The organism is Cohnella caldifontis (genome assembly GCF_029360585.1).
Lineage (GTDB): Bacteria > Bacillota > Bacilli > Paenibacillales > Paenibacillaceae > Cohnella > Cohnella caldifontis.
This window is the reverse complement of record NZ_JAQZSJ010000011.1, coordinates 90047-112833: the sequence shown is the minus strand read 5'-3', so window position 1 is coordinate 112833 and position 22787 is coordinate 90047. Positions and strand designations below refer to the sequence as shown.

Below are 22787 nucleotides of genomic sequence, written 5' to 3'. Positions count from 1 at the left end.
TCCGGAGATCGGGATGCGCGCCTTGTCCTATTCGTATTGGTTAAAGATTTGCCGCGCGCGCTCTTTGACGTTATCGGCCAAATGCTTCGGCTCCAGCACCGTCACGTCCGTACCGTAACTGAGCAACGTTCCGTATAACCATATGTCCTCCGCATGTTGGGTTCGCACGATGAAATAGCCGTCTTCATCCCTCTCTATTTCCTCCGGCGGGAAATATTCTTCTACCCGGACCCTCGCCCGGGGGTGGAAGCGGAGCACCATCCGGATCTCATGTTCATTTTCTTGTTGGCCCCACCGGGCATTCAGATCCTCCAAGCTCGCTTCTCTTCGCATGAACCTTTCATCCGTAACGACAAGTTGTTTGATGCGCGTAAGGCGGAAGCTCCGATAGTCGTCGCGCATCCGGCAATAAGCGTATAAGTACCACGCGTATCCTTTCCAAGCCAGCCCAATCGGTTCCACCGTTCGAAGCTCGTCCTGCCCTTCGGCATTCGTATACCGAAATTGAACGGCGTATCGATTTCGGGCGGCTTGCCGGAGCCCTGCCATCATGGCTTGGTCGACATGTCCGCCCCGCCAGATGTTCGTATCGAATATAAGCGTCTCGCCGGCATCCTCGAGCAAGCTTTGCTCCGATTTGGTCATCAGCGCCCCGACTTTCGCGATCAAGGTATCCAGGTCCGGATCATCGAGAGAAGACCGTATTCCCTTGAGCGCATTCATGATGGAATGAAGGTCCTCGAGCGTAACGATCTGTCTATCGATATGGTATTGCTCCATGATCTCGTACCCGCCGTTCGCACCGGAGTAAGAGATGATCGGGATCCCGGCGCTATTGATGGTCTCCAGATCGCGATAGATCGTCCGCAAGGATACTTCGAACAGATCGGCCAGTTCCTGTCCGCTCATTCTTTTGCGGTTCAGCAGATGCATGACGATCGAAAGGAGTCGATGGACTTTCAGATCGGAAGCCCCCTCTAATGGCATTCAGGCAAATCTCGAGATGCTGCCCCCAGCTCCTGAACGGATAGAGCGTTAATCGGAGTACAATCCGCTCATTTTCCGAATTTGCTCCTTCAATTCCCGGATCAACTGCTGGGGTTCGATCACTTGCACGGAACCGCCGAAGCTCATGATTTTCTGTACGGCCCGGTCCATCGAAGAAAAACTCGCCGTGAGCGAAATCGTCCGATCCGGATTCACGGTCATTCGGTCGTACCCGAATTCGTCCCGAACCCGGGTTTCGGCCTCCGGTCGGAACCGCAGAACCGCCTTTACCTTCGCGAAATCGGCTCTTTCCATGAACTGCCGTTCGACATCCTTCAACGTATAGTCCCGGCGGACAAAGCTTTGCGGCAAAATCTTCAACCCGCTGATGCGGGAAAGGCGAAACACCCGGATATCCGTCCGGTTCAAGCAAAAGCCGTACATGTACCATACATAGCCTTTGAGGAAAAGGCCCATCGGTTCGACTTTGCGCTCGGTTTCCGAGCCTTTGTTGTCCAAATAAGCAAACTGAACGATTTTCAGTTCCTTGATGGCTTCGTGCAGCGGAACGAACCGTTCTTTATCGTTAGGAGCCGGCTTGAAATCCAGATCCACAAGCGATTGGCCTTCCAGCGCCGAAGGCTCGGGCACCAGCGCCCCGATCCTTTCGATTAACCGATCGATCTCGGATTGATCCGTCGCGGACCGTACGCTGCGCAAGGCGGTGCAAATGGACGAGAAGTCCTCTAGCGACAGTACCTGCTTTTCCAAACGGTACCCTTCCATGATCTCGTATCCCCCGTCCGAACCGGCGAACGAGACGATCGGAATACCCGCCTGGTTGATGGCTTCCATATCGCGATAGATCGTGCGAAGCGAGACCTCGAAGCGCTTGGCCAGTACGGCGGCGCTGACGCGGGGCTGATTCAGCAGGGTCATCGTAATCGCGAGCAAACGATCCAGCTTCATGGGAAATCCTCCAACCCGAATTCGGCAATCGTCGCATTTTCCGACTCTACTAGTTTCTACGCTTTGATGCGTGTACCTGCCGCCGAAGCCGGAAATCGGCGAAAAAGGAAAGCCTCAAGATCGGCTCTCGAGGCCATTTCGTTTCATTCTCAACGTTATCGAAACCGGCGGAAGAAAGCTTGAATGTCCGAGACGAGCAGGTCCGGGGCGTCCATGGCGGCGAAGTGCGTCCCTCGTTCGAACTCCGACCAATGGACGATGTTCGTGTTGTCACGCTCGGCGAATCGCCTGATCGATTTGAAATCTTGTCCGCACACCGCGACGCCGGTCGGAATCGCGCTTGGCCCTTGGTGTTCTTGGCCGAGATGCGCATTCTCGTAGTAAAGGCGCGTCGAGGATTCGGCCGTATGGGTCAGCCAGTACAAGGAAACGTTCGTCAGAAACGCGTCCCGATCGATCGCGTCCACGTGGTCGCCGAAACCGCAGAACAAGTCGGCGATCCAAGCCAGTTGCCCGGCCGGCGAGTCCGCGAGTCCGTAGGAAAGGGTTTGCGGCCTCGTCGTCTGGATGGCGTTGAAGCCGGCCCTCGACTGGAAGAGCCCAAGGAACTGCAGCCGCTTCTGATCCTCCTCGGACAAATCCGCCATCTCCGCCGGATCTCCCGATGGGAAAGAGAAGAGTTGCAGCACGTGAATGCCGCGAAGACCTTCCGGCTTCTGCAGGCCGAGCTCGCGCGAGACGAGCGCTCCGACGTCGCTGCCATGGGAGCCGTACGCTTGGTAGCCTAGACGTTTCATCAAAGTATCGAACGCCCGGGCGATGCGGGCAATGTTCCATCCCGGTTCGAGGGAGGGACCGGAAAACCCGAAGCCGGGAACGGACGGGATGACGAGGTGGAAGGCGTTCGCCGGATCGCCCCCGTACCGTCGCGGATCGCTCAGAGGTCCGATTAGCTCCAGGAATTCGACGATCGAACTGGGCCAAGCGTGCGTCAGCAGGAGGGGAAACGCGTCCGGCTCGGGCGAACGGACATGCAGGAAATGGATTTGCGCTCCGTCGATCGTCGTGATGAATTGCGGATATTCGTTCAATCGCGCTTCGTGCTTCCGCCAATCGTATCCGTTTTGCCAGTAGGCCGCCAACTCTTTCACGTAATCGAGCGATACGCCGTATCTCCACGCCGATTCGCTTACCGCCTCCGGCCATCTTGTCCGGGAGAGACGGTATTGCAGATCGTCCAGATCCGCCTGCGGGATGGCGATGCGGAACGGCTTCAGTTCTTCCGTTATTTCGTTCAACGTGCGGTTGGTAAAGGTCATTTAATTTTTCCTCCTCTAAGGGTTGTTGTCTGTCTTGCTTACATTCTCATAGTAAAACAACCACCCTGACAGCCTTGTGTCAGGGTGGTGACCGGGACGAAAGATTAATTTATTATGCAAGAGGATTCGCGTCATTACACGACCCCGTACTTATTCCCGTCAGGATCGTACAGCGAGAAGCCGCGCAGTCCGCCGTCGAAACTCTCGATTTCCCCCACATCGGCCCCTTTTTCCTTCAACGCGCGATAGGCTCCGTCCACGTCATCGGTATGGAAGTTGAAATATTGCTCGACTTGGTAGTTGTTGACCGGAAATTGCCGATGTTCGATCTCAAAGGCTTTCCCATCCGTTCATTCCTCCGTTTTTCCGATGAGTGGCGAAGTCACGGTCAACACGTTGCCGTCCGGGTCTTTGAAATAAAACCAAGCGCGGCCGTGCATGAACCCTACGCGTTCGATCCTGATCCCGAGATCGGACAGCTCGCGGTAAGCGCTGAACATCGATTGCACATCCGCGCTCCTGAACGCTTGGACGAACGATTCCAGCAGCTCCGCGTCCGCTTTGGACCTTGGAGCCTTCGCATCGTTCTCATCCTCTTTCAGCATGTGGAACTGCCGATCCGCCGCTTTTTTCAGCCGCATCCGGGCACGGTGCAGCGCGGCTTTGACCGCCGTGATCGGCTGCCCTAACGCTTCCGCGGTTTCCGTCGGCGTGAATCCGAACACGTCCGTCAGCAAGATCAATGCCGCCTGCCGCGGCTCCAATGCGTCCATGAGCAGTTCCAACGATTCGCGGACGTCATGCCGGCTCCAATCCGCGTAGGACAGGTCGTTGTGGTCGGCAAGGTATTCTGGCACGAAGGAGATTCTGCGCCTGCGGCAAACATCCAACCAAGCGTTCGCCGCGATCCGGTACAAGTAAGGTTTGCTGAACTCCCGCTCCGGCCATCTTCGGAACCGGCGGAACGCCTTGAGCATCGTTTCCTGAAACAAATCGTCGCCGTCCCATTCCTTGCCCGCCAATTTATAGCAGTACCTGCGTAAATCGGGTTCATAGGGCCGCGTGATTTCTTCGAAAACTTCTTCGATCGGCGCATCGAACATCGATGTCAATCCCCAGTCCTCGGATTTGTATTCGTTTCCCTTACGATAACGGAAGTTTCCAGCAATCAGATACGGGGGGCGGCGCAAGCGGAAATAAAAAACAGAGCATGAGAAGCGATTCCTCTCATGCTCTGTACTTTACTCAGAAACCTGTTACGACTCCAGAGGTCTTGTCCTTAACCCGAAGAAGAAAATCGACGCTCGTGACGCTCAGCACGTCGGAGCCGGTCCAGACCGAACGCGCGAAGAGACCGTCCAAGTCCACTCGATAGAATTTCCACGATTTCAAATCCGCGGAAACGCCGACTAGATTAGACGTGAGGTACCGATAATCCCGACCGGTCCAGAGAATGTCGCCGTACGGAATGACATGCGGGTTGTGGGCGGCGTAATCGTGATAATCGCCCGCTTCGACGGTCCATTTCTTGCCGTCTTTGGAGGAGTAGATCTCATCGGCCATGATGAAGAAACGGTCGTTGGCCCATTGCACATGGGTGTTGTCCGGCCGGCTCTGGTTGACTCCCCAAGCCGCATTGTCTTGGCCGATCGCGAGCTTGGTTTCCTGCCAGTTCGTTAGGTTCGCGGATGAAACGGTGAACGTCTGCTTGCCTGTATACCCGACAGCGACCACCGTGCCGTTATGCGCGGCCAGATCCGTCAAATAACCGGAAGGCTTGTACGCCGCTTCCTTCCATTTGACCCCGTTATCCGACGTATACAGCTTGACGCGCGGATGGCTGTTGTCGAGCGCCACGAATTTGGAGCCCGACCAGACCACCTTGCTCAGCCAGACGCCGGACGGCAGCGGATTGACCGACCACTTGACTCCGTCGGCAGAGGTGACCGTGTAAGGTCCGCCAACGGCTGCATACCCTTTGCCGCTCGCGGCAACGGAGGACAGCGAACCGTCTCTCTGGCCGGAGACGTTGGAGGAGAACACCGTTTTCCAACTCTTGCCGTCCGTGCTTGTCTGGACAACGGGCTTCGTGGTTCCCGCATCCGTCTGTTCGTTGCCGACCGCCATGTAGGTGCCGCCGTTTTTCAACATGTCGAAGATCTTGTAAAACGGCGTCGGCGCCACGGTCGTCTTCCAGCTCAGGCCGTCCGTCGACACGGCAATCCGGTTCCGGCTCCCGAACAGAACGAACCGGCTGCCGACTTTCTCCACCCGTCCGCCTCCCGGGACGGCGGTAAACTCCTTCTTCGTCCATTTGACTTTGTCCTTGGAAGTGAGCAAATAAACTTTATTCGTATAATACTCGGTTAAGTAGGTTACATACTGGCTGCCGTTCCAGTAGACCGTGTTCAGCGTATTAAACCTGAATTGCGAGTCGGTGCGAGTGACCTTGAACGCGATGCCGTCCTTCGACTCCAGGAAATTGCCGTAATCGTCCATCAATACGATCGTGCCATCTGCCTTCAGATCATAGAGCTGGGGTTGATAGTCCCTCAGCGGAAAGTCCGGATTGAAAAAGGGATTGGCGTATTTCAGGTTTTTGATCGTTCCGGAACGCATCGTCCATTGGGTCAGATCGTCGGACGTGTATACGATCAGTTCGGCGTTCAGCCCTTCTTTGGCATCAATCTTCATTTGATTCAGAGATGTCGTGCTGCCGAAATAACGGTAGCCTCCCGACAAGCCGACGTAGCGCTTGCCGTTCCAGATGATGTCGATCGCTTTCTGCGGAACAAGGGCAGCTTGCTTCCAGGAGTAACCGTCCGCGGAAGTCAAGATGTACGTCTGATGTCCCCAGTCGTCTTTCACGTCTCTGGCCGTCATGATGTATTGCCCGTTCAGCCATTTCACGCTGAGCATATTCAACGCGGCGCCATCGGTTCCCGTGAGCGTCAAGCGGGTCCATTTTACGCCGTCCTTCGACCAGAAAACATTGGCTTTACGCGCATTGGACGGAGAGTAGTAAAACGTCTCGTTTCGGCTTACATACTCAACATTGATTGCAGATCCAGCTTCCTTCACGGGCAGAGGCTGTTTCGTCCAAGTCTGTCCGTAATCGGTCGACCGCAGCATTTCGACATCCGTTGCCGCCAGGATTAACCCGTTGTCGGAGACGGCATACGCGCCGATGCTCGGGGGAGACGTCTGGATCCGCGCGGTATCGAATGCGGTCTTGCCGTCCAGTTCGGTGTAGAAGAACAGCTTTTTCGGATCGGCGACCGCGGCCTCCTTGCTGTCTGTGCCGGTTTCTCCCGACCGATTGCTCCCCCATGACCACACGTTCCCTTGCTTGTCCACGGCGAAGGAATGGCTGGCGCCGTACCCGGTGCCGATGCTTTGAATATCGTGCAGCGACCCCAGCCCAACCGGCTTCGGCACCTCGTTCGGCAAACCTTTGCCCAACTGGGCTTGATCGTTCTTGCCCCAGCCCCACACCGTGCCGTCGTTCTTCAGCGCGATCACGTGGTCTTTGCCGGCGGAGAGATCCCTGACGCCTTCCAGTCCGTCCACCTTGGACGGTTCCCAAGTCCAGCCTTCTTCTGGCCAAACGACGTTGCCGCTTGCCATCGGCTGACCCCATGTCCAGACGGTTCCGTCCGCCTTCAGCGCGAATACCGCTCCATGCGCGGTTACGATCTTGGTGACCGACGCGAGTCCCGAAATCTGTACGGGCTCCGTATCCGACGATTCCAAAAACCATACCGTGCCGTCCTTCTTGATGGCATAACCTCCGTACAGTGCGGCCAGATCGGGAATCGCCGCATCCCGCTTGCGCAGGTAAAGGCCTTTCGTCGCCGAATAGTCGTTCCAGTCATATACGATGCCGGCGTTATCCCGCGCGTAAACGGCAAGCTCAGTCGCCGAAATATCCGAGATTCCGCTCAAGCCCGGGACCTGAACGATCGGTTCATCGCTGGAGGAAGCGTATCGGTCATGCATCCAGACGGTTCCGTCCGCCATCAGCGCCGCCAAGCTTCCATTGATGACGGCGATGTCGGAAATCGGCCGGTTTCCGAACCAATCGATCTGACTCGGAGTCCGATGGCCGCCGAAATGAAAATCGCTGAAGAGACCCCAGGCGTACAAACGGCCGTCTCCATCCAGCGCATAAGACAACCGGTCGCCGGCGATGATTCGCTTGAATGACTGGGCGGATGCCGCTGCCGCCTTCTGTTCCGGCGTCTCTACGGCGAATGTGAAGACCAGGGTGAATAGGATGGCGAATAATAACGACTTGCGCGACCAACGCTTCATGATTTGGACTCCTCTGCTTCGACAGCCGATAGATTGGCAAAGTTATACATAAATCAAGAATAGTGGTCTGATTTCGACCTTTCAAGCCGTTACGCGACAGCCATACCTAAATTTTCTATAAATAGAGTCCTCACATGAGCTCTTTCAAACAGAAAACCCGGCTCCGTAACGGGAACGGAAGCCGGGTCTCTTATGTCCGCTATGAATTCGCCGCTAATCGAGCAGCGTCTCCTTACTTCAAAATCTCCTCGATACGCGCCAGCACCTCTTCGCTGAGCGTAATGCCCGAGGCTTTGGCGTTCTCCGTCACCTGCTCCGGACGGCTGGCGCCGACAAGGGCGCTCGCGACGTTGTTCAAGCGCAGGATCCAGGCCAGCGCCAGGTTGCCGACGGAGATGCCCAGCTCGGCGGCCACGCCTTCCAGCGCTCTCACTTTGGCGATCTTCTCTTCCGTAATGCCCTTGCGCACCCAGTCCAGCTTGGCGGCGCGGCTGTCCTGCGGAATATCGGACGCCGACGTATACTTGCCGGTCAACAGCCCTTGCGCGAGCGGGGAGAAGACGACTTGGCCGATGCCGGAACGCTCGCTGACCGGGATGACTTCCTTCTCGATGTACCGCTCGAACATGTTGTAGACCGGCTGATTGACCACGATCCGGTCCAGCAAGTAACGGTCGGCGAGCCCGACCGCTTCCGCGATTTGGGACGCCTGCCATTCGCTCACGCCGACATAGAGCACTTTGCCTTGGCGAACGAGATCGTCGATCGCGCGCAGCGTCTCGTACAGCGGGGTCTCCGGATCGTGGCGGTGGCAGTAGAAAATATCGACATAGTCGTGGCCGAGACGTTTCAGGCTCGCATGGGCTTGCTCCATGACGTGCTTGCGCGACAGCCCGCGGTCGTTCGGGCCGTCGCCCATCGGCCAGAACGCCTTCGTGGCGAGCACGTAGGATTCGCGCGGGTAAGCTTTCAGGGCCTTGCCGACCAATTCTTCCGCCGCGCCTCGTTCGTACACGTTGGCCGTGTCGAAGAAGTTGATGCCGAGGTCGTACGCGGTTTTAATGGATTTCTCCGCGTTCTCGCGTTCGACGTAACCTCCGTAAGTCAACCAGCTTCCCAAGCTGATCTCGCTGACCTTCAGTCCGCTTCCGCCCAATCTTCTATACTTCACCGTAACGGCCTCCTCGTCGTTTGTTGATGTTAAAACCATTTTCATTTTACAATTGATCCTATACGATAGAAAGAAGTGAAAAGTCTTTCACTTAATTATAGCGAATATACATGCTATACAATGTATAGTGAGCAAAAGGAGGCCGCTGCCGATGTCTACGATTCCCAAGGCCAGCAATTACATTCCGAAAACGCCGGAGCATATCGAGTGCAACATCGAAAAAACGCTGGAGGTGCTGGGCGGAAAATGGGCGTTTCTCGTCATCCGGGAGCTCTTCTGCGGCACCCTTCGCTTCGGGGAGCTGCAGCGCAAAATCCCCCAAGTCAGCCCCCGCGCCCTGACCAGCACGCTTCGCCACCTGGAGGAGAAAGGCGTGCTGGAGCGCACGGTGTTCCCGACCGTTCCCGTCACGGTCGAGTACTCCCTCACCCCGAAGGGCAAGGATCTGCACGTCATCCTCCACGAAATGAAATTATGGGCAGCCCGTTGGACGTAGTGCGAAGTTGACTTCTCCGTCTCCAATAAAAACAAGAGGCCGCGCAAGCGGCCCCATTCGTTTTACTTCTGATAGAATAGCCTGTTTTTCTCGATAAACGCCTTCTCGGAATCGGGGACGTCGTTTTCGTGGTAGATCGCTGCCACGGGGCATGCCGTCTCACAGGCTCCGCATTCGATGCAGACGTCGGGATCGATGAAAAACATGTGTTCGCCATCCTCGGAAGTGCCTTCCGCGATGCAGTCGACGGGGCATACGAGCTTGCATTCCCCCGCCCGCTCTTCGATACATGCAGACGTAATTACGTAGGCCACGGTCACAGCTCCTTTTCAGTGAGATATACTTCTATTTATTCACTAAGAATCGCAAAAATCCTTCTGCGAGTCTATTCGACAAAAAAATCTTGTACCGGATACTCGTTAACCGCGCCTCAGCAACAGAAAATAGTGCTCGAAATCTTGTTTGCCTTCTCCGATTCCTTCGAATCCCTGGGTTGCGGCAACCGACCTCAGCTCACCCATGGAGATCCGGTGGGCCAATGGAGGGCCGATCCGCCCCTCGGCATCCGGATCGAATTCGGAGATGAGGATTCGCGTGTTCGCGCTCGCGAGCGCATGTACGTTCCGCAAAATCGCTTGGATGGAATCCGCGTGATGCAACACATCCGTAAGCGTAATCACGTCAATGTCGCGTAAATCTTCAGGATAAGGCTGCTCCGCATCCCAGCATACGACTTTCACGTTCGCCCGATTCGAATGTCGCAGATAGGATTGAACGGCTTCCATGGATTTCTCGAGCGCGATGACCCGACCTTGCTCCCCAATCCTTTCGGAATACGCATCCAAGAATACCCCGGGACCCGAACCGATATCCAGTAAGGTTATGCCTTCTTCGATACCGGCGATTCGCGCCCATTCTTCGACTAACGGGAGCCGTTTTTTCTGGCGATTACGGACTTCTTCCCACCCCAGATGAGTCAAGTCTTTGCGAAACTCCACGGCAGTCCCTCCCCGGCTACCAGCCGAATCGATTCAGCGTATAGAAAATAAAACCTAAGGAAACGACAACGGATAGAGAAGAAAACAGAAGGGTCAGAGGATCTTTACAACGGTGTTTATATAAACGATAGATCGAAACCCCGATCGTAACGAGCGTCAGAAGGATCATGATTCGCCGAATCCAGAATACCGCTGACATCGTCGACATCATGTTCGTAGAGCCGCCAAGCAGCATCATGATTCCCATATGTATCCAGTGATGGGAAGATGCCAAAAACGCGAGGACAAAGGACGAAATATTGGTTGCCGTCTGGGTTTTCCTATTTATCATGTTTCCCCCCCCTTTGCCGGGAGAGTGCTTCCGAGAATTTCCGAAAACCTTCGAGGATGATCGTTTTATCTTCCTCCGTGTAATCGGATAATACGTTTTGAAAAAACAGGATCGATTGCTTCTTCACTTGTTGAATCGACTTTTTCCCTTTCTCCGTCAGGTGCAGGACGACTTCTCTGCGATTCGCCGCGTTGGTTTCGCGCGAAACGAATTCACCCTTCACCAGATCGTCGACGAGCCTGCTGACCGAGCTTCTTTCCAAATCTAAACGTAACGCCAACTCGGTAATCGACATGTTTTCCTTTTCGAGTTCTTGCATGGCATAGACCTGAGACACGGAGAGAGGAAAGCCGCACGGCGTTACATGGTTCTCGAGGACTCCGAATAACTTCACGAAGCGCTGAACCGTCGATCTCAAATCCATAAAATAGTTTTCGGCCACCGATTTCACCTCGACTTAATGCGTGTATAATACATCATATGTATCATACACCAATTAGATGTCATTGGAAAAGTTTTCAATCGGGGACGCCCGCAGGCTGGATGTTCTTGATTTTCCACAGTTTCTTTTGTTTCACCATCGTAAATCGCAAAGGACTCGAGGCGAATTCGCCTGCAAACTCTTCTCCGCACTCGATCAGACGGACTCCGTTCCGATCGCTGACCGTCGCGAACTTCAGATCCAGGCCGCCATATTCCATCGTTCCAAGGTAAATATAGTCTCCGACCTCGAATTTCAGGATCTCGTCGTCAACGATCAGCTTTTTCATCTCTCCCTGAAGCACGTCGCTCCAGTGGCAGTCTTCGACATAGTTCCGGATGACACCCTCCGGCGTGCTCGGATAAATGAACTTCCCTTGCTCATTGTCGTAGGCGACCTTGTACTTCACCGCCTCCGGCCGGTCAAACCGGTGATAAGCATAAATGGTGTGGGACTGCGTATCGAAGTAGCCATACTCCGATACGCTGTCGGCGATGCCGTCCCGATCGAAGTCCTTCAAATAACGCGAACCTTTCCCCGTTGCGGTCGGCACGTTCGTCAGAAGCGGCTCCGCATGACCGGATTTCCAGCGGTATAAGCTGAACCCATACCCCGACAAACCGACCTTCATGTACACCGCGATATATTTCGCGTCGGTATGATCCAATCTGGCGATCTCCACGTGATCCAGCTCATGGACGACGCTCCCGGTATCATCCCGCAATCTGCCTCGATTGACGAACTTCTTGCCATCCCATTGCACCACGTGCAGGAGAATGTCCGGGCTCATCGGATCCGGATTTTCCCGGCAGACGACGTACTCGATCCGCCCGTCCCCGTCGAGATCCCCTTTGGCGACCACGTCTAACCGGTCCGCGCTGCGAATCCCGGAAAGTTCCTTTTCAAACGTCCGATCGAAATACGTCGTGCTGCCATTAATCGAAACTTGCGTGACCTCATGCCGCTTCCGATCGCACTGCACCTTGGCAACGATCGATCGTTCGACCGCCAATTCATAGCTCCAGTAACCGTTGGCTTGCGCAATGTCTTCAACGAGCGCGTAAAAGCTGCTCTCATACTCCTCTTGGAGCGGATAGGGCAGCGTTACGTCGAAAATGGGATAGGTGCGGTTTTGAGCCAGCCGTACCCGGTTAACCGTGACGTCGTACACTTCGAATACGGCTTTCACCGGATGCTCCCACGTCGTCATATCGACCGTCTCTACGCGGTTGGAAGCTTTGCCCAGCGCGAGCGGCGCCCCCGTCAAACCCGCAAGCAGCCCCGCCAACATACATAGGATCCACTTTCGCACGGAAACGCGCTCCTCCCCATATCCGACGGCAGGTGTGTTCAAACCGACATTGCGCAGACGGATTACGCCACGGTTACGATAATCGGCTGATCCCTTGTAATGATAATCGTATGCTCGTGCTGCGCCACATAGCTTCTGTCGGGAACGCGCATGGTCCATCCGTCCGGCTGCTCCACGACATAATCGGCTCCGGTGGACAAGAAAGGCTCGATCGTGATGACCAGCCCCTCTTTCAATACGCGGCGATCCTGTTTGTTGTAAAAAGGCAGGATCTCCGTCGGGGCTTCATGCAGCGCTTTCCCGATTCCGTGGCTGCACAAATTGTTGATCGCCCGGTACCCTCCCCTTTGCGCCTCCGTCTGAATCATCCTTCCGATCTCGTTCAATTTGACTCCATGGCGGAGAGAAGAAATGATTTTCATCATCGTATCGTGCGTGTATTGGCAAAGCCGCGTTAACGACGGATCGTGCGGAGGCATCGTAAAGGAGTGACCGGCATCCGCGTAATATCCGCCGAGCTCCGCCGAAACATCGATGTTAATCAAATCGCCCGGCCCGATGATCCGGTTGCCCGGTATGCCATGGGCAACCTCGTGGTTCAGGCTGATGCAAGTATGGCCGGGGAAGTCGTAAGTTTTTTTAGGCGCGGACGTTGCCCCATGCTCCTTCAGGATACGGCCCCCGATGTCATCGAGTTCTCTCGTCGTCATTCCGACGCGTGCGCAACGTTTCATCTCGTTGATGGTTAACGCGACGATTTTTCCGATCTTTTTAAGGCCGTCAATATCTTCAAGGTTCTGAACGGTCACCTTCATCCCTCCGTTTTTAATGGATGCCCCCATATTTTAACATAGCCTGCAAGCGAAACCCCATTTTCCCTGCGGAATCGAACCCTCGCGAACGAATTACATATTGTAACGTATACCTGGACAAGGAGGTGATGAAATGCGCCCTTCTTTAAAGCGTTCCGCGCGAAGATCCTCCCTTAAAACGATTCGTCAAGTGATTCCGTTTATTTTCCTTTCCTTCAGGGGGACGGTGCTCACGGCTTCGTTTCAGGTTCGCCGCGCAATCAACCGGGGCGAAGTCGTCGTATCGCAAAGCAGGGGGGTCGGCACGACGGCGACTCCGGTCATTCGTTACCAGTTCGTGAATGCCGTCACGGGTCTGCCGGCCACGAACAGCGTGACCGTAACCGGCGTACGAACGGTTACTTTGCCCTTCATCTTGCCTGCAGGCACTTTTAGGCTGCGTATTACGAATATCGGCGCGGGAGCGGCAACCGTACGGGGAGCCATCCTGGTGTTCTAAACGATAATGGATCGCTTGTGCAGCCATGCTGATTCATCCGGGACAAGCATGGCTTTTCTTCTTGATTAAGCCTTATGCTCCGCCTGTGCCAGTCGATTGGCCGCCGGTTTGGTTCCGAGAAACGAAGCCGCGCTGTAGACGACGAGCGCCAGCCAAATGAGCGCGAAGCTGGCCAGCTGGGACGTTTGGAATGGCTCATGGAAGACGAAAATCGCGAGCAGCAGACTTGTCGTCGGAGAGAGATATTGAATGAAGCCGACCAAAGAGAGCGGCAGCAGGCTCGTCGCTTTGGCGAACCAGAACAGCGGCAGGGCGGTTGCCGGTCCGGCGAGCAGCAAGATCAGCATTTTCGAAACCGGCAGTTGGGTAAACGTACCCGTACCTTGCGTCTGCAGGAACAGCAAATAAACGATCGACAGGGGCAGCACGATCATCGTCTCCCACGTGAGCCCCAGCAGCGCGTCTACTTTCACGGCTTTCTTCGCGAGTCCGTACAGGGAGAACGAAACGGCCAGCGCCAGCGAAACCCACGGAAGACGGCCAAGTTCGACCGTCATTACCAACACGCCGGTACCGGCAAGTCCGATGGCGATCCATTGCAAGGCCGACAGCCGCTCCTTCAGGAACGCAACCGCCACCAAGATGCTGATGAGCGGATTCATATAATAACCTAGGCTCGTCTCCACCACTTGATCGTGGTTCACGGCCCAGATGTAGATCAGCCAGTTCGCGCTGATGAATACGGAACACAGCGCGACGGCGATTTTGCTCCGTCTGTCCGCGACGACCTTCTTCAATCGGTTCCACTGCTTGCCCGCCGTCACCGGCAGCGCGACGAACGCGAAAGCCCAAACGACGCGATGCGCGAGCACTTCCCATGCCGGCATGTTTTGAAACAGACGCCAATAGAGCGGCAGCAGCCCCCAAGCCAAATACGACAATGCGGCATAGACGATTCCCTGCTTCATGGCTGATTTCCTCTCGATGACCCGCAGATCAAAATGGAATGAAACGATATTCCTATTCTAGCGGATTCCTCGAATTGAGCAATGATAAAAGCCGGGAATTCCCGCAGCGGGTTCCCGGCTTTCGCGTTTCCATCTATAGAATTCGCGCCTTCAGCCCAAGAAGGCGATCGAACGCTTCACTTTCCTGGCGAATGCAAGGGGATTATCGATCGACTCCCAGTGAATATACATGAGGCGCGGGTTCTCGAACAACCAGTGGTTGTGGAGAGCCGTCACTTTGATCCCGTTCTTGCGGAGATTGGACAGCAATCGGTTGGCTTGGTTTTGGAAGAGCGCCGTTTCCCCCAGACACAGCGCGCGTCCTGATTTATCGAGCGATTCGAACGAGAACAATTGGTACCGGACCAAAGGCGAAGTGGTGCGTCTTCCCAAAATCGAAGCGTTTACCCTTCTGTTTCTCGTGACGAAACAAACCGGTCCCTTGGTAATTTCATGCTCCGTTCCGCCTAAAATGGCCGAGAATTGGTTGCATAGCCTTCTAAATTGAGGACTTGCTTTCACGGTTTGCGCCAATCGAATTCATCCTCCTTTTATTTCTTGAGATATCGTTTAACGGCCAACCCTTAGCCCAAGAATCGGATGGCCGCTTTCGTTCTTCTAGCAAACACGACCGGATTCATGACCGCTTCCCAGTGCATATACATTAAACGGGGGTTTTCTTTCAGCCAGTGGTTATGCAGGGCCGTTACTTTAATCCCGCTTTTGCGAAGATTCGACATCAATCGGTTCACCTGATTTTGATGAACGGCCGTTTCGCCCAAGCAGAGCGCGCGTCCCGACGGATCCAGGGATTCGAACGAAAACATTTGCATTTGAACCAAAGGCGAGCGGGTTCTTCTTCCCAAGATGGTCTCCCGTAAGTTCGTCATCCGCGTGACGAAACAAACCGGACCTTCCTCGATTTCCGATTCCCCTCCCAATATGTTCGCAAATTGGGTGCACAGCCTTCTGAATCGCGGGCTTACGCATGCTTTCTTTGCCATTGAAATCCTCCTTTTGTCGGTTCTGGAACAATCTATGATCCCTGCGGGAAAGCGAACTGTGCTTGTCACCCGGTTTTCGTGAACCTACTCCTCAAAACTTTCCCGCCGCCGTCTCGGACCTTTGCGTTCTTTCGTTTTGCTTAAGCGCTCGGCGATGGTCAGCCCGATCAAATAAGCAGCCGCCGAGGTGTTCCCATCTACGGTGAAGGGAATGATCGAAGCATCGGCGACGATCAAGTCGCTGACGCCGTGAACGCGCCCATACGGATCGACTACGCCTCCCTTCTCGAGCGGCGCCATTCTCAGCGAGCCCTGCTGATGGTGGTTATGATCGAAGTTCTCCTTGATGAAATTCTCCAATTCTTCGTCGTTATCGATGACGTCCATCGCAGGCGATAGCAATCGATAGGACGGATCGATCGCCGCGAGCTCTATCGCGATCTTCTTGATATATTCCCGGTAAATCCGTTTTACGGATTCCAGGTCATCTTCGTTGGTCAGAAACCCTTCATCGGCCAGCACGATCCGAAGGGGATCTTTGCTTTGGATGCGAACGCTCCCCCGGCTTTTCGGCTTGAGATACAAGATCGCGATCGTCAGCGTCCGGCTCTCGTCGTCGCCGATTCCGAGCAGCTGGACGGCTCTTCTGTCCGGACGAGATCCCGGCGCCGGATCGGGGAGAAAGGCTCCGCCCGTATAGAGGGCGTTCGGATCGTGATCGGGCAGGGGCATGTCATGGGGATTCGCGCTGAAAACGGCAAAGTTCAAGGTATGGTTGCGAAGTCTCTTTCCCACGTTCGGGTTGTTGAAGACGACGGGGATTCCCGCAGCCTTTAACTGCCGGGACGGTCCAACTCCGGAAAGCATCAGCAATTGGGCGCTGTTGATCCCGGCGGATAGGATGACTTTCTTGCGTGCATACGCGCGTGAATACTCTCCTTCCTTCAAAAATTCCACGCCGACCGCGCGCTTGTTTTCGAACAGTACGCGAAGGGCGGACGTTTGATAGAAAATCTTGATTTTCCGGCCGTTTTTGCCTCTCCCGCTTGGGGTCACGATATCCGAAGAGAGGAACGCAGTGGACGAACTCTCCCGCCTGCCGTTCGGTTGCTGGTACAACTGCCATTGGGTAAAAGCACCTATCGGCGTGTCCGGATTGTTGTAATCCCGAATCTCCCCGACCCCGGTTGCGGAGTCGATGGCCGAAACCAGCTTTTTCGCCATGTCCGTCGGTCTCGCGGGCGCTTGCCGGATGTCGATCCGCCCCTTGTAGCCCCGACTGGACCGATTGTCGGTCGCGCCGTTATATTTCTCCAATTCCTTGAATCTCCGAATCGCCTGTTTCGGCGACCACGCCGGCCCCAGCAGCGCTTCCCACTCCCGGAAAACCGCGGATGTCGGCCGAACGTACTGCTCTCCGTTGATGGAGGATCCTCCCCCGGCGAGACGCCCCGTCGTCCATTCGAACGCCCGGCCGCCCACCCCCTCCTGGGGCACCCCTTCTCCCTGCCAGAAATACTCGGGGAAGAAGTTTTCCTCAAGCTCCAGCGCGAACGCGGAGTCTTTGATGGGCGTATCGCGGTCCTTTTTCGGTCCGGCCTCCAAAACAAGCACCGAAGACGACTTGTCGTCGGTCAGCGTCTTGGCCATGACCGCACCGGCCGGCCCGGTTCCAACCACGATGTAATCGAATACAAGTTTACGGCCCGAATTTTCCAATATGGAAACTCCTTTACAGAATGATCTAAAGGCTGGATTACAGCCCCAGTATATGGAACCGTTGGATTCGCGGATTGGGTTCATAACCATGCGGAACGACGAATCCCCAAAAAAGAAAAACGACCGAGTCCGCGGGGACTCGGTCGTGAATGAAAGATGTTTAGACGAACCGTTGGAATCCGTATCCCTGTCGCCGCCCTCCAATCAGGGGCGGTCAAACGGCGGAAAAGTCGATCGTGTCGAGATACGCCTCGAATGTCGTAGGCGTAATGGAGAGCGCTTGCGCCGCGTTCTGCGAGGCATCGATGCGATACGGGGATGGCCTCAGGCCATTGCTCCAACGATACGTATCCGTGACCGTCTTGGCCGTTGCGGCTCCGAAGTCGGCGCTGAATTGCGCTTCGAAATCGTCCAGGGGAATCGGAACATACCGGACTTCCCTGCCCAGCCGCAAGGACAGCAATTCCGCGACTTGGACGGCCGTGAGATTCTCGGGCCCGTACATCGTATATTCGGATCCGGCCAACTGTTCGTTCTTCAAGGCTTCGACGGAGTAAGCGGCCGCATCGGCCGCGCTGATCCAGGCGATCTCGGCTTCCGGTTCGACCGGATACGCGAACACGCCCTCACGTACGATGGCGGGCAGCGTCCAAGGTCCCTCGAGATTGTTCATGTACAGCGTAGGCTTGAGTATGATGAAAGGAACGCCGCTCTCGCGCAAGTGTCCGCAAACCTCCAATTTCCCTTGATAAGCCCTCAGCCCGGTGTCGGCCGGCAGAACGCTGCTCGCGTTGAACACCAATAGCTTCACGCCGGCATCCTTCGCCGCATTAACCGCGTTGCGACCGTACTCCGCCAAGATTCCGGGATCGAATTCGACCGGCAAATGGAAGAAGACTTTATCGGCTCCCTCGGAAGCCCTTCGCAGACGATCCGGATCCGCCAAATGTCCGACAGCGGCCTCGACCCCTTCCTTTTCGAAAACTTGCGCTTTCTTCTCGTCGCGAACCAACACCCGGACCCGGGCGCCTGCTTCCTTCAGCCTGCGCACGACGGCGCCTCCCTGCGTCCCCGTTGCGCCGTACACCAACACCCGTTCTCCCTGCAAACCCATGCGTTACCACTCCTTTTGACTTGATCGAAGCCATTGTAACGCCGGCTGGAAAACGATGTAAGTACGCACAAATTTGTGCTATAGTGACTGCAAGGATACTGGGGGGATCGGCATGCAAAAGTGCCCCGTAGAGATTACGGTCGAGTTGATCGAGGGGAAATGGAAAACCGAGTTGCTCCGTCATTTGCTGGGCGGCACGAAGCGGTTCAACGAGCTGAGAAGGCTCATGCCCGAAGTGACCCAAAGGGTGATGACCAACCAACTGCGGGAAATGGAGCGGGACGGACTGGTGGAACGGACGGTCTACGCGGAGATTCCGCCGAAAGTGGAGTATCGCCTGACCGAGCTTGGGAGAAGCCTGGAGCCGATGCTCCTGGAGATGCTGCGGTGGGGCGAGGCGTATGTCCGGGCGGCGGAAGCGGCGGGTTGCGACCGTTCCCGCAATCCTTGACGCCTCTAAGAGAGCCGCCAAAACGATCCGGCGCAGGCGGAAGCGACGATCGCGAATTTGACGAATGCAAGAGCCGCCGAAGAAAAAGGAGTAGAATCGCTGAAAGAGATGGAGAGCTGATTTAAAAATCGATAGGGAACAGGCCGGATTGCCTCGCTTGCCAGGAGGCGATCCGGCCTGTTCTCTTCTTTGGTCCAAAGCCGCTCACTTGATCAGCGTATATTTGCCGATGATGGGAAGCGGCTTTGCGCCGCCTTGAGCCGCGCTGACGATGCCGATTACCGCGAGCACTAAACACCCCAGGTTGGCGAACGGAAGCAATATCCAGCCGAGAATCGGGATGAAGCCGAGTACGACGTTGAGCACAAGGCAAGTCAAAAATAGCGTCAGTCCTTGATTCGCATGATACTTCGCGAACGGTGAATTTGGGGCCGCGATCAGCGGAACGAAAAACAGGATGTAAGCGACGATCGCCATCCCTTTGTTGTTTTGAATATCCGATTCATCGAACGAAAATGCGGGTTTTTCTTGCATGATCGGCACCTCTTCCTTGATTGATTGCTCGGCGGCGCTCAGATGAGTTTGCGCGAACGCCAGCATCGGAAGTTTCGCAGAAGAACCCCAAGAATGTATAATTCATCCATATGCATTATATCTCATCCAATGCGTACTCCGACAGAGCCTTAAAGCCGATTTTTTTAGCGGAAATTATGGATTTCCTGACATGTAATAAAGGCCGTGACAGCCCGCCTCCCGGCAAACTGTCACAGCCCCTAAACCCACGTCCCTTACGCCTTACGCCTCTTACTCTTTTCGCATATTAAGAGACGGCGTTCTCGTATCCCCGTCTAACCGGTTGTTCGAGCAAGTTCAGAAACTCCCGCATAAAGCCGGGCAGATCCGGCCAAGCGTGTCCGGATACGATGTTGCCGTCTACATGAAGCGTACCATCCGCGTACTGGGCCCCGAGCGCTTCGACTTCCAATCGGCAAGCGTTATAGGCGCTGAGCTTGCGGCCTTCGAAGTAGGTGCGGTCCTTGAGCGCCAAGAAGACTTGCGCGCCGTGGCAGATCGCTCCGATCGGTTTATCCGCGTCCAGAAAATGCTTCACGATCCGCGGCAGATCGGCATCCGAACGGATATACTCGGGCGCCCGGCCCCCCGGAATGATGAGCGCGTCGTATTCGGAAGGCTCCACGTCCGCGAACGCGATATCGCACGGCAGCCGATGAGCCGGCTTTTCCGTGTACGTTTCCCAATTCTCGACGAAATCGTGGCAAACGGTGTTCAGCGTCTGTTTCTTCGGGGATGCGATGACGGCTTCGTAGCCCTCTTCCTTTACGCGAAAATACGGATAATAAACTTCCAATACTTCTGCCCCGTCGCCCGTCAAGATCAATACGCGCTTGCTCATTCCGATCGCTCCCCGCTATTCGTGAATTCGGACTCAACAATGAATATGAAATAAAATAGCGGTTATGCAAGGATACGGAGGAACCGGGGCAATCTATCGAAATGATTTGCAAGCTAGGTGAAGCAAAGGGAACGGCTTGCCCGAACCGTCCAGCTCCGACCGCCCGACTTGCACGAATCCCAGCCGCTTGTAAAATGCGCATGCGCCGTCATTTTGCTCGTTTACGTCGACTTGGAGATGGTCCCCTTTTGTTTTCCGGGCGTGTTGGATTAACCGACTGCCAATACCCTTTCCATGGTATTGCGGATCCACGAACAGCATCTCGATCTTGGTTCCGGCTAATCCGATAAATCCTGCCGGCGTTTGATTCTCGCCTCTGCCAACCCAGACCTCGACTTCCCTCAGAGCGCCGTTCTGAACGATATCGCGGTAAAAGCGGATGTCCGATTCCGCCAAAAAGGCGTGGGTACGCGTTACGGCGCGATACCAAATATCGACTAATCGATCGTGATCGCTTTCCTGGAACGGGGTGATTTCCAATTGCATGTTGAATGTTCCTCTCCACAAGACTATGCTTCTTGCTCCTTGTCTGCATCATACCGATCTCGGGGTGGGTTAGGGGATATTTTTCCCGTAAAAAATCTCATCCATTTCCCACTTCAAGTTTTCGATGATGGCCTTCTCTTCCTCCGCGCTCAACGCTTCTCTCGTATATCCGAACAAATAATTATTCAAATCGAAATTTTTCAGCCTGCACTTGGTATGGAAAATGTGCTCTTGATACACGTTGACGTCGATCATGTCGTACAGGCTCTTGATTTCGTCGGGAATATAGTTCTGAATCGAACCGATCTCATGGTCGATAAACAGCTTATGGCCGTGAATGTCCCTCGTGAAACCGCGAACCCGATAATCGATGGTCATGATGTCCGTGTCGAACGAGCTGATCAAGTAATTCAGCGCTTTCAGCGGAGAGATCTCCCCGCAGGTGGAGACGTCGATATCGGCTCTGAACGTGCAGATCCCTTCATCCGGATGATACTCCGGGTACGTATGGACGGTAATGTGGCTTTTGTCCATCTGGATCACGACGGAATTCGGAAGCGGTCCGGGGGATTCCTCCAGAGCTTCCGTCGGCACCTCCATGACCGGTCCTTCCGACACGAGCATCGTCACGCTGGCTCCCTGCGGCACGTAATCCTGTTTGGCCACATTCAGCACATGCGCGCCGATGATCTCGGCTACATGGCGTAAGATTTGCGTTAACCGATCCGCGTTGTACTGCTCGTCGATGTAGGAGAGATAGGCTTCCCGCTCCGCTTTGGTCTTGGAATAGCAGATATCGTACATATTGAAGCTTAGCGTCTTCGTCAGGTTGTTAAAGCCGTGAAGCGTGATGCGCTGCTCCATCGTCATGTTTATGCGACCTTCCCGCCTTTGGAGTCGCTCCATCATTTGGAAATGATCCGAGCCGATGGTATTGTGCCCCGTTCCCCGTAAATTACTCCGTTTCCGCTGCCTTCCCGAACGAATTTGCCGCTGAAGTGTGTTGTATAATGGCATCAATCACTACATTCCAGTCCCCATCATGAAGCTCGTGCCCCGTACCCTCCAATGCCAGCAATGCCGATCCCGGTATGACGTTAGCCAAATATATTCCGTGTTCATAAGGGATAATCGGATCCTCGGTTCCGTGAATAACCAGGGCAGGCACTTGAATCTCACTCGTCCGAGCCAGATAGGTTTCTCCTCCTGTCACCAAGGCGTGATTCGTCATACTGGCTATATTGCGGCTTCTCGCCAATTCTTTTTTGGCCAAACTCCCCATTTTTTCCTCTTGAAAAGAATGCTTTGAACCTGCGAGGATTCTGGATCGATCGATCGCAAATCGGACGACGGATTGTTCGTCTGTCCAGTCTATAACCCCCATATTCGAGAAAAAATCCATGATCCTTTCCTCCATCGGGGGAAGGTGCGGAGCAAAATTGGATGTCGACAGGAGGGTAATGGTTAGAACTCTCTCGGGGTGCCGCAGAGCGATCATTTGAGTCAACATTCCGCCCATGGACATGCCGACGATATGTGCCTGCTCGATCTGATAGGCATCCAATACCCGGACGGCATCATCCGCCATGTCTTCAAATGTATAACCGGGTTGACCAGGTGCGTAGGTAGTCGAACGTCCAACGTCGCGGTTATCGTAGCGAATAACAAATCGCCCACCATCCGCTAAACGCCGGCAGAATTCTTCGTCCCACCAAATCATGGAGGATTGGGCACCCATAATGAGCAAAATAGCCGGGTTCATCGATTCTCCGAAACTGTCGGCGCATATTTCAATTCCGTCCCATTTGATGAATCGTTCGTTCATGTCAAGTCCTCCAAGGTT

25 protein-coding genes are annotated in these 22787 nt (G+C 54.9%); 3 read left to right on the top strand and 22 right to left on the bottom strand.

Features of this window, described 5'->3' with window-relative positions; genetic code table 11:
- Positions 1–27: 27 nt before the first annotated feature.
- The 7 genes from PTZ19_RS16200 to PTZ19_RS16175 all read right to left on the bottom strand — a co-directional run bounded on the left by PTZ19_RS16200 (position 28) and on the right by PTZ19_RS16175 (position 8760).
- Complete coding sequence (locus PTZ19_RS16200) at positions 28–987, bottom strand: helix-turn-helix transcriptional regulator (protein ID WP_276356112.1); 960 nt, start codon at positions 985–987, stop codon at positions 28–30.
- Between the two features lie 48 nt (positions 988–1035).
- Entirely contained in the window at positions 1036–1956 is a 921-nt protein-coding gene (locus tag PTZ19_RS16195; RefSeq protein ID WP_276356111.1) for a helix-turn-helix transcriptional regulator, read from the bottom strand.
- A gap of 155 nt (positions 1957–2111) precedes the next feature.
- The gene (locus PTZ19_RS16190; RefSeq protein WP_276356110.1) at positions 2112–3275 is read right to left on the bottom strand and encodes an epoxide hydrolase family protein; all 1164 of its coding nucleotides are present in this window, start codon (positions 3273–3275) and stop codon (positions 2112–2114) included.
- 134 nt (positions 3276–3409) lie between these two features.
- A complete protein-coding gene (locus tag PTZ19_RS25315; protein ID WP_339329336.1) occupies positions 3410–3604 on the bottom strand; it encodes a VOC family protein in 195 nt (64 codons plus the stop codon).
- Positions 3605–3625: 21 nt separating this feature from the next.
- A complete protein-coding gene (locus PTZ19_RS16185) occupies positions 3626–4378 on the bottom strand; it encodes a sigma-70 family RNA polymerase sigma factor (protein ID WP_276356166.1) in 753 nt (250 codons plus the stop codon).
- Between the two features lie 142 nt (positions 4379–4520).
- Positions 4521–7589: an RCC1 domain-containing protein gene (locus PTZ19_RS16180; protein ID WP_276356109.1), complete on the bottom strand. Its 3069-nt coding sequence runs from the start codon at positions 7587–7589 to the stop codon at positions 4521–4523.
- A 232-nt stretch (positions 7590–7821) separates the two neighbouring features.
- Positions 7822–8760 (bottom strand): aldo/keto reductase family protein, encoded by a 939-nt coding sequence (locus PTZ19_RS16175; RefSeq protein ID WP_276356108.1) that lies wholly within the window; start codon positions 8758–8760, stop codon positions 7822–7824.
- A 151-nt stretch (positions 8761–8911) separates the two neighbouring features.
- On the opposite strand from PTZ19_RS16175, the gene PTZ19_RS16170 reads away from it, so the two are divergent.
- Positions 8912–9256, top strand: a complete 345-nt coding sequence (locus PTZ19_RS16170; RefSeq protein ID WP_276356107.1) for a winged helix-turn-helix transcriptional regulator — start codon at positions 8912–8914, stop codon at positions 9254–9256.
- A gap of 62 nt (positions 9257–9318) precedes the next feature.
- Here the strand turns inward: PTZ19_RS16170 and PTZ19_RS16165 are convergent, their stop codons facing one another.
- From PTZ19_RS16165 to map, 5 genes are all read right to left on the bottom strand, one after another.
- Entirely contained in the window at positions 9319–9570 is a 252-nt protein-coding gene (locus PTZ19_RS16165) for a 4Fe-4S dicluster domain-containing protein (protein ID WP_276356106.1), read from the bottom strand.
- Positions 9571–9675: 105 nt separating this feature from the next.
- Positions 9676–10254: a class I SAM-dependent methyltransferase gene (locus PTZ19_RS16160; protein WP_276356105.1), complete on the bottom strand. Its 579-nt coding sequence runs from the start codon at positions 10252–10254 to the stop codon at positions 9676–9678.
- Positions 10255–10574: 320 nt separating this feature from the next.
- Positions 10575–11027 (bottom strand): MarR family winged helix-turn-helix transcriptional regulator, encoded by a 453-nt coding sequence (locus PTZ19_RS16155; RefSeq protein ID WP_276356104.1) that lies wholly within the window; start codon positions 11025–11027, stop codon positions 10575–10577.
- 76 nt (positions 11028–11103) lie between these two features.
- Complete coding sequence (locus PTZ19_RS16150) at positions 11104–12378, bottom strand: hypothetical protein (protein ID WP_276356103.1); 1275 nt, start codon at positions 12376–12378, stop codon at positions 11104–11106.
- 62 nt (positions 12379–12440) lie between these two features.
- The gene (gene map, locus PTZ19_RS16145) at positions 12441–13187 is read right to left on the bottom strand and encodes a type I methionyl aminopeptidase (RefSeq protein ID WP_276356102.1); all 747 of its coding nucleotides are present in this window, start codon (positions 13185–13187) and stop codon (positions 12441–12443) included.
- A gap of 136 nt (positions 13188–13323) precedes the next feature.
- Here map and PTZ19_RS16140 point away from each other — a divergent pair, with 136 nt between their 5' ends.
- Positions 13324–13689, top strand: coding sequence for a hypothetical protein (locus PTZ19_RS16140; RefSeq protein WP_276356101.1), 366 nt, complete (start codon positions 13324–13326; stop codon positions 13687–13689).
- Positions 13690–13754: 65 nt separating this feature from the next.
- Here PTZ19_RS16140 and rarD read toward each other — a convergent pair whose 3' ends face one another.
- The 5 genes from rarD to PTZ19_RS16115 form a co-directional block, all read right to left on the bottom strand.
- A complete protein-coding gene (rarD, locus tag PTZ19_RS16135) occupies positions 13755–14657 on the bottom strand; it encodes an EamA family transporter RarD (RefSeq protein ID WP_276356100.1) in 903 nt (300 codons plus the stop codon).
- Between the two features lie 150 nt (positions 14658–14807).
- Positions 14808–15230, bottom strand: a complete 423-nt coding sequence (locus PTZ19_RS16130) for a DUF1259 domain-containing protein (protein WP_276356099.1) — start codon at positions 15228–15230, stop codon at positions 14808–14810.
- Between the two features lie 50 nt (positions 15231–15280).
- Complete coding sequence (locus tag PTZ19_RS16125; protein ID WP_276356098.1) at positions 15281–15700, bottom strand: DUF1259 domain-containing protein; 420 nt, start codon at positions 15698–15700, stop codon at positions 15281–15283.
- Between the two features lie 84 nt (positions 15701–15784).
- The gene (locus tag PTZ19_RS16120) at positions 15785–17419 is read right to left on the bottom strand and encodes a GMC family oxidoreductase (RefSeq protein WP_276356097.1); all 1635 of its coding nucleotides are present in this window, start codon (positions 17417–17419) and stop codon (positions 15785–15787) included.
- A gap of 214 nt (positions 17420–17633) precedes the next feature.
- Positions 17634–18533, bottom strand: a complete 900-nt coding sequence (locus tag PTZ19_RS16115; protein ID WP_276356096.1) for an SDR family oxidoreductase — start codon at positions 18531–18533, stop codon at positions 17634–17636.
- A 112-nt stretch (positions 18534–18645) separates the two neighbouring features.
- On the opposite strand from PTZ19_RS16115, the gene PTZ19_RS16110 reads away from it, so the two are divergent.
- Complete coding sequence (locus PTZ19_RS16110) at positions 18646–18984, top strand: winged helix-turn-helix transcriptional regulator (protein ID WP_276356095.1); 339 nt, start codon at positions 18646–18648, stop codon at positions 18982–18984.
- Positions 18985–19188: 204 nt separating this feature from the next.
- Here the strand turns inward: PTZ19_RS16110 and PTZ19_RS16105 are convergent, their stop codons facing one another.
- The 5 genes from PTZ19_RS16105 to mle all read right to left on the bottom strand — a co-directional run bounded on the left by PTZ19_RS16105 (position 19189) and on the right by mle (position 22769).
- Positions 19189–19584 carry a DUF4870 domain-containing protein gene (locus tag PTZ19_RS16105; protein WP_339329334.1) on the bottom strand — a complete coding sequence of 132 codons (396 nt, stop codon included), beginning with the start codon at positions 19582–19584 and terminating at the stop codon, positions 19189–19191.
- A gap of 220 nt (positions 19585–19804) precedes the next feature.
- Positions 19805–20398, bottom strand: coding sequence for a DJ-1/PfpI family protein (locus tag PTZ19_RS16100; protein WP_276356094.1), 594 nt, complete (start codon positions 20396–20398; stop codon positions 19805–19807).
- Between the two features lie 93 nt (positions 20399–20491).
- The gene (locus PTZ19_RS16095) at positions 20492–20944 is read right to left on the bottom strand and encodes an acetyltransferase (protein ID WP_276356093.1); all 453 of its coding nucleotides are present in this window, start codon (positions 20942–20944) and stop codon (positions 20492–20494) included.
- A 69-nt stretch (positions 20945–21013) separates the two neighbouring features.
- Positions 21014–21820 carry an adenosylmethionine decarboxylase gene (gene speD, locus PTZ19_RS16090; RefSeq protein ID WP_276356164.1) on the bottom strand — a complete coding sequence of 269 codons (807 nt, stop codon included), beginning with the start codon at positions 21818–21820 and terminating at the stop codon, positions 21014–21016.
- Between the two features lie 79 nt (positions 21821–21899).
- On the bottom strand, positions 21900–22769 hold the full coding sequence (gene mle, locus PTZ19_RS16085; protein WP_276356092.1) for an alpha/beta fold macrolide esterase: 870 nt from the start codon (positions 22767–22769) through the stop codon (positions 21900–21902).
- Between the last annotated feature and the right edge of the window lie 18 nt (positions 22770–22787).